Raw genomic sequence first — 18,176 nt, 5'->3', positions numbered from 1 at the left:
TCAATTCTTCAAAGCGGCCCCAAGGTCATAGGGAACGGCCCCACCGTCCTGCAACTCTGCGATGAAACGGGCGGAAAAATCCCAGATGTCAGGGGTATGCACCAGATGGTGCGTCAACAGCCCCAGTGGTTCGGAACTGCCCGATCTCAGGTGCGCCACGGCGCTGTCGATGATCCACCCCGTGTCGGCCAAGCCTCTGTTTCCACGCCAGAAAATCGGGTCCACATGAGTGTTGATCACGCGCAACCCGTGGGCTGTCTCCGCCCCGCGCGTGCCGAATGTTGACAGCCCCCGATACCCCTGCGCCGCCAGCTTTGCCACCAGCGCGTCGCTGATCCGGTTCCACGGCGGCACGAACATCGGCACCAGCGATGGCCCGAACAGATCCCGCATCCGCGCCAACCCCCGCGCGGTCTCGTTTTCGGCCTCGGGACGGTCCCGCTGAAACTCGGATTTCTTGCCGTCCGGGGCCGATGTGTCGGCATGGGCCCAGCCGTGCACGACGGGGACCAGCGTGTCGGAACCCGTTGTAATTGCAGCCAATTCCGGCGTCGCATTGGCGGGGATCACCGCGATGTGCACAGGCATCCGCGCCGCGCGGGCCAGCCCCTCCAACCGCTCCAGCGCAGGGGTCGGGGCAATGGCATCATCATCGCGCCACCAGAACCGCACAGGCCGCCCAGCGGCACGCAAAGCGGCGCGCAACGGTGTCCAGTCAACCTGCATGGTGATCCTCCACAATCCGCCGCGCAATCCGCACCGTCTCCGCAGCCCCGTCCACGCCCGCAACCAGCGGCGCACGGGGCGCTGCGTCCGCGACGTTGCGCACCCTATCCAGCAGGCTTTCGGCGGTCAAATCCCCCGCCCGCAGCACCGCGATTCCGGCCTGTTCCGCCAGCGCATCGGCCCGCAATCCCTGCTCGACCTCGTCGCCCGCGTCAAAGGGCACAAACACCGCCCGCACGCCGGTTTGCAGCACGTCCAGCGCGGTATTATAGCCGCACATCGACACCGAAACCGCCGCCGCGCGCAGCATCTGGCGAAAGTCGGGGCGGGCTGCGTCAACGGTGCAATTTGCAGGGGCGCGGGCGCGCAGATCGGCGACGCGGGCGGTGCTGCCACCGACCAGAAACCGCCAGTTTCGGCCTTTGTCCAGTGCCGCCGCACCCAGGGCCGCGTCGAACAAATGGTCGCCAACGCTGCCACCGCCCGCGCTGACCAGAACCTCGCCTGCACCGATCCCATCGGGGTGCGCCTCTGGTGCCGCAGGGGCGACGAACCCCGTGTAATACAAGCGTTTTTTCAAGCGGTCCGAGACAGGCCAGCTTAGCTCCAGCGCGGCGATTTCCGCGACCGAATGCACCAGAACGCCGCTGTAATAGGCCGCCACCAGATCATCGGCCAGCGCCGCCTTGGCCGGTTTCGACGGTGGCGCAAGGATGTCGCGCACCGACGACAGCACCGGCACGGTGGCGGCTTTGGCGGCGTCCAGAAGAGCCGTGAATTCGGCGCGCAAAATACGGCGGCCAAAGGGGAACAGCTCGGTGATCAGCAGGTCAGGCCGCGCGCGGGCAAAGGCATCTGTCAACGCGCCTTGCCGGGCGTCCAGATAAACCGCATCAGCGACCGCACCCTCCGCCGTCAGCAACCGGCTAAAGTCCACGCCATCGGATGTCAGCGGCGGCAATTGCACCAGATCTACCCCGTCAAAATCCAGATGCCCCACCGGCGCGCCACCGCTGACCAGCACCACCTGATCGCCCGCCGCGGCAAAGGCACGGCCCAGCGTCAGGGCACGGGTCAGGTGGCCGGTGCCCAGCAGATGCGTAACGACGATCATCACCTTCATGGGCGTGCCTCCAGCCGGACGGGCGTGCCGTCGAATGACCATCCGCCATCGGAAATATTGATCACAAACAACCGGTTGCGTTTCACGGCAAAGGGGGCAGGGCCGTCAAACCCCCAGCCTGTTGCATGGGCCAACAGCACCCGCATCACGCCGATATGGCAGACCGCCACGCTGTCACGGGTCAGCGCATTGGCCCACGGCACCAGCCGCGCGCGCAGGCTGGCGGGGCTTTCACCGCCCGGCGGGGCATAGTCCCAGCCCCAGTCTTCGATGTCGCGAAAGCCACTGGCCGGATCGGCGCGCAGGTCGCTGCCATGCTGGCCCTCCCAATCGCCCCAGTCCATTTCCATCAGCGCCGGATCGGTCCTTGGCATCCGTCCCGCGACCAGTTCGGCGGTATGGGCGGCGCGTTGCAGCGGGCTGGACCACAGCGCGGCGCTGTCCCATGGGGCGGGCAGGCGCAGTGCGCGCAAGCCCGCAACCGCTTGATCGTCCAGTGGAATATCGGTGCGCCCCTGAATGCGGTGGGCGCGGTTCCATGCGGTGTGTCCGTGGCGCAGAAGGGCAAGGCGGATCATCGGGCGCAGTCCTGTAACGCTTGGGACAACGTGCGGGCGGCAGCGGGCAGCAGGTGCTGGGCCGCCACCTGCGCGCGGGCGGTGGCCCCTGCGGCGGCGCGGGCAGCGGGGTCGGACAGCAGGGCGTCGATGTCGCGGGCCAGTGCTGTGGGGCCATCCTCGGGCGCGGGATGCGCCCCCACCACCACGTCGCGCACGCCGTCGCGGTCCTGGGCCACGACGGGAATGCCCGCCGCCTGCGCCTCCAGATAGGTCAGGCCAAAGGCCTCGTTCACGCCGGGCCACAGCAGCAGGGACGCGTGCGCGTAACAGGCGTCCAGCGCTGCACCGGTCTGCATGCCGCGCAACTGCACACGGTCGCCAAAGGGGGCCATCAGCGTCGCCACATCGTCGCGCGCAGGGCCGTCGCCGACGATGTCCAGTCGCCAGTCGGCGGTGACCTGTTGCAGCGTCTCGGCGATCAACCGGTAACTGGCCAGCTTGTCGCCGTGGCGCATCATGGCGACCGACAGCATCGGGCCGGTTTGGTCCGACAGCGCGGGCAGATCGGCGCGCGCCAGAAACGGGTGCAGGTGGATGACCCGCTGGCCGTCGGGGGCATCGCGGTGCAGCGCCTGACTGTCGCGCGCGGTCAGGTACAGCACGGCGTCGGCGGCATCTGTGGCGGCTTCGGCGGCGGCGGCAAAGCTGGCCCACGGGCCGGTTAACCGCTTGCGGGCGCGGGTGGATTCGACCTGTAAATAAGGGATGCCAAGCACGCGGCAGACCGCGGGGCCGATCAGGTCAGGGGCCTTGTAATAGTTGTGATAGGTCAGCCAGTGCGTCCAGCCTGCGGCGTCCTCCGAAACCAGCAGACGGTCCACTTCCATCTGCGCCTTGGCCGCCAGATCGGCCTGCAAGGCGGCGTCGCCGCGCCCGTCATAGATCCGCAAGCCAGAGGCCACCTGGGTGGCAAATCCGCCCGTCTCAAGCGCCGCGATCAGCGCGCGCGCCATCGCGCGGTCGCCCGAGGGCACCGGGTGGTCGGGCGCCTTGAGCGGGGCGTAAAAGGCGACGGTCACGCCGCCCCCGACAACAGTGCGTTCAGACGGCGCGCCAGATGGTCGATGCCGGGTTGCATGGTGAATTCGGCGTGCAGCCGGTCGTGCGCCGCCCCGGCCAGTTGCGGCCCCAGCGCGGGGTCACGGGCCACGCGCAGCATCGCATCGGCCAGCGCCTGCGGGGCGTCATCGCTTAGGATGCCGTGGGTGCCGTCGGTGATGAATTCGGGGATGGCCGACACCGGCGTGGACAGGATCGGCAGCTTTTGACTGGCCGCCTCCATCAGCACGTTGGGCAGCCCGTCGCGGTCACCGTCTTCGGCCACGCGGCTGGGCAGCACGAACAGGTCGGCGTCGCGCATGGCCGCGATCACCTCGGGCTGGTCGCAAGCGCCGCGCCACGTGATCCGGTCGGCCACGCCTGCGGCCTCGGCCTGTGCGCGCATCACGTCCTTCAGGTCACCGCCGCCGATGTGGGTCCAATGCCACTGCATCCCGTCCGGCAGCAAGGCCAGCGCCGCGATCAGCCGGTCAAATCCCTTTTTCTCGACCAGCCGCCCGACGCTCATCATCCGCAGCGGCGCATCGGGTGCGCGCGGGGCGCGGTCTGGGGCAGGGGGGAAGCGGTTCAGATCCAGCCCGTGATAGACCAGATCGACAGGGGTGCCCGCCGACAGGCTGTTCAGGTGATCCGCGCCAAAGGCGGTGCAGGTCGCGCCAAAGGCCGCGCCATGGGTGGCAGGCGACAGCTTGTCCCGCAGGTTCCATTCGGGCGAGGTCCAGATGTCCTTGGCATGGGCCGAAAAGCTCCACGGCAGGCCGCGCAGGATGGCGGCATAGCGCGTGACCGACGCAGGCGTGTGCAGGAAATGCGCATACAGCGCGCCGGTGTCGGCGGGCAATTCGCGGGCCATGACACAGGCCTGACCAAAGCGGCGGATGCGGTTGCGGGTGCGGTCGCGTTTGTAATCGGCGCGGAAGGCGGCCCATGCGGCACCCCATCCCGGCAGGCGGCGGGCGTGCAGGACGGCGCGTGCCACGCGGGCAGGTTCATTGCGCAGGTATTCGGGCAGATAGCGCACCGGTCCGGTGAAGCGGTCGTGCAGCGGGTGGGTTTTGGTGTCGGTGGGATGGCGCAGCGACCAGATGTCAAGGCGCAGGCCAGCGGCCTCAAGCGCCACCAGCTCCTGCGCGATGAACGTCTCGGACAGGCGCGGCCAGCCTTTGACCACCACCGCAAGGCGGGCAGGCGTTCGGGTCATTCGGCGGCGGCCCGACGCTGTGCTGCGGCCATCAGGATATGGGCGCGTGCGTTGACACAGTCCAGCCCGTCCAGCAGCCCGTCGGCCCCCGCATCCGACGGCTTGCCCTGTGCAGGCAGCGCGCGGATGGCGTCGATCATCGCCTGTGTGGTCATGCCGTCGCGGTGTTCGTCCAGCATACGGACCAGGCCCAGCTCTTCGGCACGGCTGGCGCGTATCCATTGTTCCAGTCGCGGCACGGTGCGCGGCACGATCACCGCGCGTTTGTCAAAGGACAGCACCTCGCAAAAGGTGTTATAGCCGCCCATGCAGACCACGCCGTCGGCCTTGGCAAACAGCGCCTCGATCCGGCTGTCAAAGCCCAAGGCGGTTACGCGCCCGTCCAGCTTGTCCACCCGCGCCTCGAAATCCTCGCGCACTTCGCCGGACAGGAAGGGGCCATAGACCAGCATCGCGCGGGGTTGCAGCGTGGGGTCCTGTTCATAGGCGGCCAGCACAAGGTTGACCATCGCGGCCCCGTCGCCACCGCCGCCGGGGGTGATCAGCACATAGGGATCTTCGGGCACCTCGTCCGACTCGACCCTGTCGCGGCGCAGATAGCCGGTCCAGTACATCCGCGACCGCAGATCGTCGGACAGGGCCAGCCCTTCGGTCGGGTCATAGACCGATTTGACGCCGTAGACCCACACCTCGTCGTAAAACCGCTCGGCCGCGTCCAGCGCGCCCTTGCGGTCCCATTCGGCGGCCAGCACTTCGGGTTCGTCCAGCACGTCGCGCAGGCCCAGAACGGTGCGGGTGTGGCCGGTCTTGCGGATCATCTCCAGCGTCGGCAACAGCTCGCCGCGAAAGCCGGTGGGTTCCTTGTCGACGATCAGCAGGTCGGGGTCGTATTGCTCGACCGCCGACCGGATCAGCGCCGCGCGCAGGTTCGTGGTCTCGTCGATGTCCAGCCCCAGCGTCTGGCTGACATAGGACCCGTCGGCCAGCTTGGTCACACCGGGCAGGCGGATGTGGTCGACCCGTTCGGGAAAGGTAAAGCGCCCCGCAACCGGCGATCCGGTCAGGATGATGGCCGAGGCGTCAGGATTGGCCTGTGTCAGCGCCGCGGCCAGCGCGCGCGACCGGCGCAGGTGGCCCAGCCCGAATGTGTCGTGGCTGTACAGAACGATACGCCGCGGGCGGTCGGGGGAACGGTTTGTTGCCGGAGGCAGTGTCGTGTCGTGCGCCATCATGAGACACCTTTGATCTTTTGCAGTTACAGGCGCAAGTCGCTTCCGGTCCGGCCAAACACCCCTTTTATGTCATAGACCAACGCGCCCGGTTTGCCAAAGCCCCGGATGCCCTCCGCGCCCAATTCGACAAACTCGCGGTGTCCGACGGCCACAATGACCGCATCATAGGCACCTTGGTCGGGGGCCGCGACGGTTTCGATGCCATGACGCGCGCGCATCACGTCGGGGTCTACCCAGGGTTCGTGCACGTCCACCTGCACCGAATAGTCCTGCAACTCGGCCACGATGTCGGCCACGCGGGTGTTGCGGGTGTCGGCGCAGTTTTCCTTGAACGTATAGCCCATGATCAGCACCCGCGCGCTCTGCACGCGGTGGCCACGGCCCAGCATCGACTTGATCAGCGTTTGCGCCACATGCGCGCCCATGTGGTCGTTGATGCGCCGACCGGCCAGGATCACCTCGGGGTGATAGCCGACCTGCTGCGCCTTGTAGGTCAGGTAATAGGGATCGACCCCGATACAGTGCCCGCCCACCAGACCGGGACGGAAGGGCAGAAAGTTCCACTTGGTGCCGGCCGCTTCCAGCACCTCAAGCGTGTCCAGACCCAGCCGGTTGAAGATCAGCGCGAATTCGTTGACCAGTGCGATGTTCAGGTCGCGCTGGGTGTTCTCGATCACCTTGGCGGCCTCGGCGGTGGCGATAGAGGACGCGCGGTGCAGGCCCGCCTTGACCACGGGGCCATAGATCACGTCCAGACGGTCCAGCGTTTCCGCGTCCTGCGCGGCGATGATCTTGACCACGTTTTCCATCGAATGTTCGGCGTCGCCGGGGTTCACACGCTCGGGGGAATAGCCCAGCTTGATCTGCGTGCCGACGGTCAGACCGCTGCCCGCCGCCAGGGCGGGGCCACAGACCTCTTCGGTCACACCGGGATAGACGGTGCTTTCCAGCACGACCAGCGCGCCATCGGTCAGATGCGGCGCGATGGTGGCGCACGCGCCCAGCACGGGACCAAGGTCGGGGGTTTTCGCATCGGTGATCGGGGTCGGCACCGCGATGATGAAATTGCGCGCACCTTTCAGGTCGGCGGCATCGGCGCTGAACCGGGCCGTGGTGTCCGCCAGCGACGCATCGGCGACCTCGCCATTGGGGTCGTGCCCGGCGCTGAGGGCCGCGACCATGTCGGGGTCGGTGTCCAGCCCCAGCACGTCAAAGCCCGCGCGCGCCAGCGCCAGCGCCAGCGGCAGCCCGACATAGCCAAGGCCAAGAATGGCGATACGTCCCGTCTGCGCGGGTCCGGTCTGGGGGGCGTCTGTCATGGCGGGTCCTTCGGTCTTTGTCTGCGGGCTGCCGTTTCCGGTCGGACGCATTGAATATCTGTGGCGTAAACATTGCCAAGGACCACACTTGGGGCCTGTCTATGCGAATTGCAATAAAATGCAGCCTCGGCTAGCGTGATCGTCAACAAAATGAAGAAAAGGCGACGTGATGCGGTTTGTGTTCTGCGTTTGGCTGTGCGTTCTGATGATCGTCGGGGCCGCACCGCCCTTTGCCGTTGCCCAAAGCCTGTTTTCCACCACCACGTCGGACACCACGTCCGAGGCCGCGCCACAGGACGATGCGCTGGCCGAAACCCTGCGCAAGGCGCGCGAGGCGGGGTTAAGCGTGATTGTCGTGGACGCCCAAGGCAACCTGATCACCCAGCCCGCAAGCAGCACAGCCGACACCGCTGCACCGGATGGCGCGCCGCTCAGCCCCGAAGGGTCGGCGCTGATGCAGGCGCAAAAGCGCGGCGCCAAATTCCGCGAGACCCTGAGCGAGCGGCTGGACGCGCTGCCGGATTCGTTGAACGAAGTCCGCTTTATCCTGCGCGCCACCAGCCCCGACGGGCGCATCATGGCTTACGTCGAGGTGCTGCTGATCAGTGCGCTGTTGCTGTTCATCAGCAGCCAGACCATGCGGCATTTGATTGGGCCCTATGTTCTCAAGGGCTACGTCACCGGACGGATCAAGGAGACCCCGCAGGGCTACCGGGAAAAGATGCCCTTTCTGGTCTTCCGGTTTTTCGTCGGTGTTGGCGGCTCGTTGTATGCGATCGCCGTTGCCTATCTCTTGGGCCTTTTGTTCTTTGATCCCGTCACAGACACATCACTGCAAGTCACCATCCTGGCGATCAACGCAGCGTTTCTGGCGTGCCGGACGGTGGGCGATGTGTGGCGCATGGTGCTGTCGCCGTTCCTGACGCAATACCGCATCCCCCGCTTTTCCGACCGCGATGCCATACGGCTGTACCGCTGGGCGTTCTACGTGGGGTCGCTGGACATCTGCGTGGTGACCTTTGCCACCTGGCTGGAAGACTTTGGCCTGAATTACAACGTCTATGCGATTGTCTTTGGCATTCTCAGCCTGACGATGGCGTTGATCAACATTCTGCTGCTGGTGGTGAACCGCCGGGCGATCTCGAACGCCATCCGCCACGGCCGCAGCAAGATCGAAGTCGCCTGGATACTGCGCCTGGTGTCGGTGTGGTGGCTGCCGGTGATGATCGTTTACATCATCTTTGGCTGGTTAGAGCTGGCCTTTGACCTGGTGCTGGAAATGCCCACGTCGATCCCGCTGATTGCGGGGGCTTATGGCGTACTGCTGACCATTCTGGTGGTTTACGGTGTCATCAACTACCTGATCGAAAACTATTTCGAGCGCGCCCGCCAGATCGAGATCATGAACGCCCAGCCCGAAACGGTGCAGGACGACGGTGAAGCGGCGCCCGAAGCGGACGCGCCATTGGACACCGACGACGCCGAACCCGCCTTTGCACCGCGCCACATCATGTTCACCTACGAACAGCTTGCACGGCGGGTGGCGGGTATTCTGGCCTTTGTGGCAGGCAGCTACGCGCTGTTGCTGATCTGGGGCAGTGCCACCGACATGGTCGAGGGCAACGTTTTTGGCCGGTCGCTGCTGGACATCATGGTGATCATCTTTATCGGCTACATCATCTACCACGCCTTCCGCATCTGGATCGACCGCAAGATCGTCGACGAACAGGGTGACGTGGTCGAGGCCGAGCTGGGCGACGAGGGCGGCGGTGCCAGCAGCGCCAGCCGTCTGGCCACCCTGTTGCCGCTGTTTCGCAACGTGATGCTGATCGTGGTGGTGGTCACGATCATCCTGATCATCCTGCTTGAGGTCGGCGTGAATGTCGGCCCGCTGTTTGCCGGTGCGGGCTTTGTCGGCGTTGCCATCGGCTTTGGCAGCCAGTCGCTGGTGCGCGATGTCTTTGCCGGCGCGTTTTTCCTGTTCGACGATGCGTTTCGCAAGGGCGAATATATCGACGTCGGCGGGGTCAAGGGCACGGTCGAGAAGATCAGCGTGCGGTCGTTCCAGTTGCGCCACCACCTGGGGGCGCTGCACACCATGCCGTTTGGCGAAATTCAGGTCATCACCAACTATTCGCGCGACTGGGTGATCATGAAGCTGCCCCTGCGCGTGACCTACGACACCGATGTGGAAAAGGTGCGCAAGCTGATCAAGAAGCTGGGGGTCGAACTGTTGGACGATCCGGTCATCGGCGAGAATTTCATCCAGCCGCTGAAATCCCAGGGCGTGATCCAGATGGAAGACAGCGCCATGATCATCCGGGTCAAGTTCATGACCAAGCCGGGCGATCAATGGCTGGTGCGCAAGAAGGTCTACGAGGAAATCCGCGCCTTGTTCGAACGCGAAGGCATCCGTTTTGCCCACCGCGAGGTGACGGTGCGGCTGGCCGATGGCAAGGTGTCGGATCTGGATGATGACCAGCGCGAGGCGGTGACCGCCGCCGCACAGGCCGCGATTGACGAGGACATGCACGACGCGGCACAGCAAGACACAGGGGACGACAGATAGGCCGATCTTTGCGCCAGCCTGCGGGTTCATGATATTTTGGGTGCCCAGACGCCCGCAAGCGCGCTAGAATGGCGCGACTAAAGCCTCTCGACAAGTGCTGTCAAAAGGCATAGGTCGCGTGCCTTACGCAAACGAAAGCCAAAACCTTTGAAACAGAGCCTTGCCGATGCGCTGACCCAGCGCGGATATGAAACCCTCACGCCCGTACAGGAGGCTGTGACCGACCCGGCCCTTGAAGGGCAGGATCTGCTCGTCTCCGCCCAGACCGGATCGGGCAAGACCGTGGGCTTTGGCCTGGCGCTGGGCACGACGTTGCTGGGCGACGGCGAAAGCTTTGACCCCGCAAACGCGCCGCTGGCACTGGTGATCGCACCGACCCGCGAGCTGGCGATGCAGGTAAAGCGCGAACTGGCGTGGCTGTACGAAAAGGCGGGCGTCGTGATGGCGTCTTGTGTGGGCGGCATGGACATGCGCGACGAACGTCGTGCGCTGGACCGCGGGGCGCATATTGTTGTGGCCACGCCGGGCCGTCTGCGCGACCACATCATGCGCGGGTCGATCAACCTTGACTCCATTCGCGGTGTGGTTCTGGACGAAGCCGACGAAATGCTGGATCTGGGGTTCCGCGACGATCTGGAATACATTCTGGGCGAATGCCCCGAAGACCGCCGCACGCTGATGTTCTCGGCCACGGTGCCGAAATCCATCGCCGGACTGGCGCAGAAATACCAGCGCAACGCGCAGCGGGTCACGACCCTGTCGGGCACGTCGCAGCACGCCGACATCGAATACCGCGCCATGTCCGTGGCCAACCACGACGGCGAAAGCGCCATTATCAACACCCTGCGGTTCTTCGAGGCGCCCAACGCCATCGTGTTCTGCAACACCCGTGCCATGGTCAACCGGATCACCACGCGCCTGTCGAACCGGGGGTTCTCGGTCGTGGCGCTGTCGGGCGAACTGACCCAGGCCGAACGGTCCCACGCGCTGCAAGCCATGCGCGACGGGCGCGCCCGTGTCTGCGTGGCGACCGATGTGGCCGCACGCGGCATCGACCTGCCCAACCTTGATCTGGTGGTGCACGCCGAACTGCCATCGAACCACGAAACGCTGTTGCACCGCTCGGGCCGGACCGGCCGCGCGGGCCGCAAGGGCGTCAGCGCGCTGATCGTCACCGCCAAAGTGCGGTCGAAAGCGACACGCATCCTGAAGATGGCCCAGCTTGAGGCGACATGGGGCGAAGCGCCCAGTGCCGACGCCGTGCGCGCCGAGGACGAGGCCCGCCTGCTGGCCGATCCGATGTGGTACGAACCCATCGAGGAAAGCGAAGCAGGTCTGGTGGCCAAACTGGCCGAGATGTACACGCCCGAACAGCTTGCCGCCGCCACAGTGCGCGTGCTGGCCCAACGCTATACCGCGCCCGAAGATCTGTCGGCTGCCACCAACGAGGCACCGAAACCGCGTCAGGCCTTTGGCCCCAGCGTCTGGTTCTCGGTCTCGGGTGGCCGCAATCAGGGCGTCGAAGTGCGCCGCCTGCTGCCGATCCTGTGCAAGGCCGGCGACGTGACCAAGGACGATCTGGGTGCGATCCGCATTTCGGACGATGCGTCCTTTGTGGAAATCCTGCAATCCAGCGCCGACAGCTTTGCGGCCGCGCTGGGCAATGACATGACCGTCGAGGGCGGGCTGAAGCTGGAGCGTCTGGCGACACCACCGGCCGAGGCCAACCGTCCCAAGCCTGCGTATAAGCCGCGCGATGACCGTGGTCCTGCCCGTGGTGGCAAGCCGCCCTACAAGGGCCGGGACCGTGACGCAGGCGGCGAACGCGCGCCGCGTCCGCCGCGCGACGACAAGCCGAAAAAACAGTGGGACGACAAGCCCCGCGCCGAACCGGCCCTAAGCCGCGCACCCGAAACCCATGCCGCGCCGAAATCCGACAAGCCCGCGTATAAATCCGCGTCCAAGCCGGAGCACAAGGCCAAGGCCGAGTACAAGGGCAACGCGGACCCAAAGCCCAAGTCGGACTATAACCCCGACGACAAGCCCGCGCGCAAAGGCCCGCCCAAATCGGCAGGCCCGATCGACTGGAACGATACCTCGACCCCGCGCCGCAAGAAGCCAAAGGGCGGCAAGCCCGCCGCGCCGCATACCGCGCACAAGAAAAAGCCGCGCTCGACCATGGACAACGCCCGCGCTGACGGCGCCGTGACCACGCCGCGTGGTGCAGGTGCAGGCGGCAAACCCAAGGGCAAAGGCGCACCAGCGGGTGGTTTCAAAGGCAAGCCAGCGGGCAAACCCGCCGGCAAACCCGCAGGCAAACGCGGCTTTGCCGGACCGGGCGGCAGCCAGCCGCCGCGCAAACCGCGCGGCTAAGGGCACTTACGACTTGTAAGGGTCCAGGCTGTCCCGCAGCCCGTCGCCCAGAAAGTTGAACGCCAGAACCACGACAATGATCGGCAGCATCGGGATCGCCGTCCACGGATAGATCTCGATGCTGGCCAGGTTCTGAGCATCGTTCAGCATCACGCCCCAGCTGACCGCTGGCGCGCGCAGCCCCAGCCCCAGAAACGACAGGGCGGTTTCGCCCAGAATCATCGCCGGGATCGACAGTGTTGCACTGGCGATCAGGTGCGACATGAAGTTGGGCAGCAGGTGGCGCCGGATCACGCGCCCCGGCCTGGCCCCCATCATTTCAGCCGCGCGCACGTATTCCTCTTCCCTCAAGCTCAGGAATTTTGACCGCACCGCCCGCGCCAGCCCCGGCCAGTCGAGGATGCCGAGGATAATCGAGATGATGAAGAACACCGCCACCGGCCCCCAGTTCGACGGCACCGCCGCCGACAACGCCAGCCACAAGGGCAGTTCGGGCAGGCTGCGCAGGATCTCGATGGCGCGGTTGATGATCCAGTCGGTCTTGCCACCGAAATAACCGGCGATCGAGCCGAAGAAGATGCCCAGGACAAACGATACGGTGATGCCGATCAGACCCACGGTCAGCGACAGTTGCGCGCCGTACAGGATGCGGCTGAACACGTCGCGGCCCAGCCGGTCGGACCCGAACAGGAACACGGTGGCCCCTTGTGGCGCGCAGAACAGGTGGGTGTCGGAGGGGATGAACCCCAGCAGCCGGTAATCGCCACCCTCGCAGAACATCTGCAAGCGCATGGGCCTGGTGGTGTCGGTTTCATACTGCCAGCGAAAGTTGCTTAGATCGGCCTGACCCGTGGTCGGATAGACAAACGGCCCGATCAGGCTGCCATCGTGGAACAGGTGGATGCCTTGCGGCGGATGGTACAGATATTCGGCGCTGCGCTCGTTCGGGGTGTAGGGCGCGATAAACCCTGCAACGGGCAGCAACAGGTAGCTGAGCAGCAAGAACAGCCCCGCGATCAGCCCCAGCTTGTGCCGCCGGAACCGCCGCCAGACCAGCAGCCACGCAGGCGCGTCCATGTCCTTGCGGTCCAGCGCGCTGAGGTTCTCATCCGGATCATAGGGCGCATCGTCGATATAGTGGCCGTCGGGCAAAGTGGTCATCCCTCGCGTGCTCCGTAGCGGATGCGCGGGTCAAGCAGCACCAGAAGAAGGTCGGAAACCATCGTTCCGATCAATGTCAGCAGCGCCACGAACATCAGCACGAAACCGGCCAGAAACTGGTCCTGGGATTTCAGCGCGATCAGCAGTGACGGCCCGATGGTCTGCAAGCCCAGCACCACCGACACCAGAACCGACCCCGACACCATCGCAGGCAGCAGGTTGCCGATGTCGGCCACGAACGGGTTGAACGCCATGCGCAGCGGGTACTTGGCCAGCAGGCGCGCGGGGCTCATGCCCTTGGCCTTGGCGGTCTCGACGTAGGGCTTGCTGAGCTCGTCCAGCATGTTGGCGCGCAGGCGCTGCATCATTGCCGCCGCCCCAGACGTGCCGATGACAAAGGTGGGCACGATCAGGTGGATCAGGATCGACTGCACCTTGGCGGGGCTCATCGGTTCGCCCTCGAACTCGGGGGACATCAGCCCGCCGATGGGCAGGCCCATATATTTGTGCCCGTAGTAAAACAGCATGAGCGCCAGCAAAAAGTTCGGCGTGGCCAGCCCCAGATAGCCGACAAAGGCCGCCGAATAGTCCACCCATGTTTCGGATTTCGCCGCCGCCAGCATCCCCAGCGGCAAGGCGACGACATAGACAAAGAGCACGGCGGCAAGGTTCACCAGCACGGTCAGCCACAGCGCATCGCCGACAATATCGGCCACGGGCTGATCAAACTCGAACGACCAACCGAAATCGCCCTGTATCAGTCCGCTGAACCCCTGGGGGCCGGGGGCCGCGCCGATCCAGATCAGGTATTGCATCCACAGCGGGCGATCCAAGGCGTATTCGGTGCGCAGGAATTCGGCCTTGGCGACGCCCTCGGCCTGACCGGTGGCGCGCAGTTCCGCGATCTGGTTCGACAGGTAGTCGCCGGGCGGCAGGTTGATGATGGCAAAGACCAGTATCGACACCACCCCCAGTGTCAGCAGCATCGTCACGAAACGATAGCCTGCGTATTTCAGAAACATCATTCGCTCACCTGTGCTGTCTGCGCAGGCAGATCGAACCAGAATTCATCAATCCGGTGCACGCCGAAATGCGCCCCCGGTTCCCACGCCCATATGGCCACTTCGGGCACATTGCGCAGCGCGTTGTTCACCACGATGGGCTGCGGCGCTTCGGCCAGAATGCCGATGCCGTATTGTTCGCTGGCGTGAATTTCCAGCATCTCGCGCCATATGTCGCTGCGGGTTTCAGTGTCGGTGGCCGCACTCCATTGCCCGGACAGCTCCAGCAGCCGCTTGGCCTGCGGCATATCCACCGGTTCGCCTGCGGCGCCGCGGGTCTGGTAATACTGCCCCCACATGGGCCAGGCCATGAAATCCTGCTCGGTCGGGGCCAGGTAGCCCGGCGGCGTATAGGGTTGCGGCAGCCCGTTGTCCCAGCCGAACCAGACACCGGCCATGCTGACACCCGCATACAGACGGTTGCGCAGGATGTCGCGGTCCAGCGGGCGCATCACCAGCTTGATCCCCAGCTCGCGCCATGTGTCGGTGATGATCGCCAGCGCGTTTTCAACCTCTTGGCGTTCGCCGGCGGTTTCGATCACGAACTCCATCGGCCGGCCATCGGGCAGCTTGCGCAGACCGGCACGGGTGCGTTCGGTCAGGCCCATGTCGTCCAGCAGGGCGTTTGCGGCGTCGGGATCATAGCGCGCCCATGCGTGCAGGTTCGTCTCGCTGAAAAAGGCGCTGTCGGGCAGGGCGGTCATGCCGCCTTCCATGCCCAAGCCGAAGTACAGCGCGCGGTTGATCATGCGCCGGTCGATGCCCATGGACAGGGCCCGCCGAAACCGCACGTCGCGCATGACGTCGCGCCAGACCGGATCGGCAAAGTTCAGGTTGGGATAGATGGCAATCTGGCTGGCGGCCCCGTTGCCCCACAACAATGTGTGATAGTTCGCGCCGTCGCTTTCGCCCTTTTTCAGGATCGACACGTCGTTGAAATCCAGCCCCCGCGCCTGCAGGTCCACCTCGCCCGCGTTGGATTTTGCCGCGACCAGCCCTGCGCCGACCACGGTCATTTCCACCGCGTCGATATAAGGCAGTTGCACACCGCGTGCATCAATGCGGTGGAAATACGGGTTGCGCACGTACACCTGGCGCGACGATCTGTTGGGTGTCGCGCTCATCCACGGCTGCAAGGTCGGCAGGTCGGGGTTGTCGAACTTGTACATATTGTCGATGCGGTTGTGCAGCGCCGCCCAGCCGCGCACCCGATGTTGGTCGATCTCTTTGGCCAGTTTGTCGGGGTCTGCGTATGCGACGTGAAACTGTTTCAGATAGGTGGAAGGCCGGTAGATGAACGGCGGCCGCGCCGCTGCCAGTTGTTGCAGGAATTCGGGGTTGGCCACGGGCCATTCCACCACCACCGTCCACGGATCGGGAAAGGTCATGGTGGCCAGGTGCCCGCGCACGCGCATCACGTCGGGGGGGCCGGTCGGGGTCAGCGCGGGGTTGTTGGCGACATCGTTCCACCAATAGGCAAAGTCGGCCGAGGTAAAGTCGGAGCCGTCGGACCACTTGTGCCCCTTGCGCAGATGCAGGGTAAAGCGGCGGTCGTCCTCGACGGTCACGTCGCGCAGGATGTCGGGCGTCAGGTTATAGGTCTTGTCGTAGCCCACCAGCCGCGCATAGCCATAGACCACCATCTGCCGCACGTCCTTGGACCGCGAGATCATGGTGCGCAACGTGCCGCCCTGCTTGCCGAAGCTGCGGCCCTTGGCCTCAAGGTCGACGACCAGCGGCTCTTGCGGGATGCGCTGGGCCGCCGGGGGCATCGCGCCGCGCGCCACCTCGTCGGCCCAGAATGTGCTTTCCTGTACCTGCACGGGAGAGGTTTGCGCGGCCAGCGGATCCGCCAAGGAGCCGGACAGCGCCATGGCGGCGGCCAGCAGCAAGGGGCGCAGCGGCCTAAACATGGCAACGCACCTGATGGCCGGGGTTCACTTCGACCAGCGCGGGGGCGGCGCTGCCGTCAAAGCGGAACATTTCGGGCCATGACGCGGGCGATCCGGCCCCCTTGGCCACCAGCGCCAGGTCGATGGGGCGTGACAGGTCGGGTTCCGGCTGCGCCGCGATCAGCGCCTTGGTGTAAGGATGCTGCGGGCTGTAGAACAGCGTGTCGGGCGGGGCCTGCTCCACGATGACGCCCTGCCGCATCACCGCGACCTCGTCGGCAATGCGCGACACCACGGCCAGATCGTGGCTGATGAACAGATAGCTTAGCCCCATGCGCTCCTGAATGTCTTCGAGCAGTGTCAGGATCTGTTCCTGCACGCTGACGTCCAGCGCCGAGGTCGGCTCGTCACAGACCAGCAGTTCCGGGTTCAGGGTCAGGGCACGCGCGATGGACAGACGCTGGCGCTGGCCGCCGGAAAAGGCGTGCGGAAAGCGGCCCAGCATATCGGGCGACAGGCCCACCCAGCGCAGCATTTCGGCGGCCTTGTCGCGGCGGTCGGCGCGGGTGCCAAGGCCGTGGATCTCCATCGGCTCGGTCAGCGCCTCCTGGATGCGCATGCGGGGGGACAGCGACGAATAGGGGTCTTGGAAAACCATCTGCGCAGAACGCTGAAAGCGGGTGCGCTGGGCGCGGTCCATGGCGTGCACCGGCAGCGCCGCATCGGCCCCTTTGGCGCGAAACAGAACCTGGCTGCCATTGTCGGGCATTTCGGCACCCAAGGCGATGCGCGCGCAGGTCGTCTTGCCCGAGCCGCTTTCGCCCACCACGGCCAGCGTGCGGCCACGCGGCAGGGACAGGTTGACGTCGATGCAGGCGCGCACCTGTATCGGGGCCTTCCAGCCACTTGCGCGCATCTGATAGGTTTTGCTGACGTGCTGCATATCAAGGATCAGATCGTCGTAGACGACCGGTGCAGAGGGCGCGGCCACCTGCGGAATCATCGGGGCGGCGGCGAACAGTTTCTGGGTATAGCCATGTTGCGGTGCGCCCAGCACGGCAGCGGCGGGGCCGCTTTCCATCACCATGCCCTTGTTCATCACCACGACCTTTTCGGCCATGTTGGCGACCACGCCTAGATCATGGGTGACCAGAATCACTGCCATGCCGGTGTCGCGTTGCAACTGCTTGATCAGGCCCAGCACCTGTGCCTGGGTGGTCACGTCCAGCGCCGTGGTCGGTTCGTCCGCGATCAGCAGATCGGGCCGCGCCACCATCGCCATGGCGATCATCGCCCGCTGGCGCATGCCCCCCGACAGCTCGAACGGATAGGCGCGCCAGACGCGTTCGGGGTCGGTGAATCCCACCTGCTCGAAGGTCTCAAGCACCTGCTTGCGCGGGTTGGTCCCGGTTTTCGACCGGTGCAGCTTGAGTACTTCGGAGACCTGATTGCCGATCCGGTGCAATGGCGACAGGGACCGCATGGGTTCCTGAAAGATCATCGAAATGTGGTTGCCGCGTATGTCGCGCATCTTGCGGGTGGGCAGGGTCAGCAGGTCTTGCACTGCGCCCGCACGGCCAAAGCGGATGCTGCCCGACCGCAGTTGCGCCGCACCCGGCAGGATGCGCAGCACGGACCGGCAGGTCAGCGTCTTGCCCGAGCCGCTTTCCCCCACCAGCGCCAGCGTTTCGCCCGGCATCACGGAAAAGCTGACGCCTTGCACCACGGGTGGCTCAATGCCGAACCCGATGCTCAGGTCTGCCACATCAAGAAGTGGTGTCATGCTATCCCCTGTTGTGCGCTGTTTGCAGCACTGTGTTTGTCTCAGTGAAACCCGATT

13 protein-coding genes are annotated in these 18,176 nt (G+C 65.3%); 2 read left to right on the top strand and 11 right to left on the bottom strand.

Annotated features, from left to right (window positions below):
* The 7 genes from AAC077_RS15740 to AAC077_RS15710 are packed head-to-tail and all read right to left on the bottom strand — an operon-like array spanning position 1 to position 7,280.
* Positions 1–726, bottom strand: a complete 726-nt coding sequence (locus AAC077_RS15740) for a polysaccharide deacetylase family protein (protein WP_339771327.1) — start codon at positions 724–726, stop codon at positions 1–3.
* Positions 716–1,849 carry a glycosyltransferase gene (locus tag AAC077_RS15735; RefSeq protein ID WP_339771324.1) on the bottom strand — a complete coding sequence of 378 codons (1,134 nt, stop codon included), beginning with the start codon at positions 1,847–1,849 and terminating at the stop codon, positions 716–718. Before AAC077_RS15735 ends, AAC077_RS15740 begins: the two co-directional genes overlap by 11 nt.
* Positions 1,846–2,427, bottom strand: a complete 582-nt coding sequence (locus AAC077_RS15730; protein ID WP_339771321.1) for a histidine phosphatase family protein — start codon at positions 2,425–2,427, stop codon at positions 1,846–1,848. The genes AAC077_RS15735 and AAC077_RS15730 overlap by 4 nt, the downstream gene beginning before the upstream one ends.
* Positions 2,424–3,488, bottom strand: a complete 1,065-nt coding sequence (locus AAC077_RS15725; RefSeq protein ID WP_339771318.1) for a glycosyltransferase family 4 protein — start codon at positions 3,486–3,488, stop codon at positions 2,424–2,426. Before AAC077_RS15725 ends, AAC077_RS15730 begins: the two co-directional genes overlap by 4 nt.
* Positions 3,485–4,729, bottom strand: a complete 1,245-nt coding sequence (locus AAC077_RS15720) for a glycosyltransferase family 4 protein (protein WP_339771315.1) — start codon at positions 4,727–4,729, stop codon at positions 3,485–3,487. The genes AAC077_RS15725 and AAC077_RS15720 overlap by 4 nt, the downstream gene beginning before the upstream one ends.
* On the bottom strand, positions 4,726–5,961 hold the full coding sequence (locus tag AAC077_RS15715) for a glycosyltransferase (protein ID WP_339771313.1): 1,236 nt from the start codon (positions 5,959–5,961) through the stop codon (positions 4,726–4,728). Before AAC077_RS15715 ends, AAC077_RS15720 begins: the two co-directional genes overlap by 4 nt.
* Before the next feature lie 23 nt (positions 5,962–5,984).
* A complete protein-coding gene (locus AAC077_RS15710; protein ID WP_339771310.1) occupies positions 5,985–7,280 on the bottom strand; it encodes a nucleotide sugar dehydrogenase in 1,296 nt (431 codons plus the stop codon).
* A gap of 169 nt (positions 7,281–7,449) precedes the next feature.
* Here AAC077_RS15710 and AAC077_RS15705 point away from each other — a divergent pair, with 169 nt between their 5' ends.
* Entirely contained in the window at positions 7,450–9,849 is a 2,400-nt protein-coding gene (locus tag AAC077_RS15705) for a mechanosensitive ion channel family protein (protein ID WP_339771308.1), read from the top strand.
* A 147-nt stretch (positions 9,850–9,996) separates the two neighbouring features.
* Entirely contained in the window at positions 9,997–12,222 is a 2,226-nt protein-coding gene (locus tag AAC077_RS15700) for a DEAD/DEAH box helicase (protein WP_339771305.1), read from the top strand.
* 6 nt (positions 12,223–12,228) lie between these two features.
* Here AAC077_RS15700 and AAC077_RS15695 read toward each other — a convergent pair whose 3' ends face one another.
* The 4 genes from AAC077_RS15695 to AAC077_RS15680 are packed head-to-tail and all read right to left on the bottom strand — an operon-like array spanning position 12,229 to position 18,119.
* Positions 12,229–13,383: an ABC transporter permease gene (locus tag AAC077_RS15695; RefSeq protein ID WP_339771302.1), complete on the bottom strand. Its 1,155-nt coding sequence runs from the start codon at positions 13,381–13,383 to the stop codon at positions 12,229–12,231.
* Positions 13,380–14,408, bottom strand: a complete 1,029-nt coding sequence (locus AAC077_RS15690; RefSeq protein WP_339771299.1) for an ABC transporter permease — start codon at positions 14,406–14,408, stop codon at positions 13,380–13,382. The genes AAC077_RS15695 and AAC077_RS15690 overlap by 4 nt, the downstream gene beginning before the upstream one ends.
* A complete protein-coding gene (locus AAC077_RS15685) occupies positions 14,405–16,357 on the bottom strand; it encodes an ABC transporter substrate-binding protein (RefSeq protein ID WP_339771296.1) in 1,953 nt (650 codons plus the stop codon). The genes AAC077_RS15690 and AAC077_RS15685 overlap by 4 nt, the downstream gene beginning before the upstream one ends.
* Positions 16,350–18,119, bottom strand: a complete 1,770-nt coding sequence (locus AAC077_RS15680) for an ABC transporter ATP-binding protein (RefSeq protein ID WP_339771293.1) — start codon at positions 18,117–18,119, stop codon at positions 16,350–16,352. Before AAC077_RS15680 ends, AAC077_RS15685 begins: the two co-directional genes overlap by 8 nt.
* Positions 18,120–18,176: the final 57 nt, after the last annotated feature.

The organism is uncultured Pseudosulfitobacter sp. (genome assembly GCF_963976325.1).
GTDB lineage: Bacteria > Pseudomonadota > Alphaproteobacteria > Rhodobacterales > Rhodobacteraceae > Pseudosulfitobacter.
The sequence above is the reverse complement of the archived record's forward strand: the minus strand, read 5'-3'. Positions and strand labels throughout refer to the sequence as shown.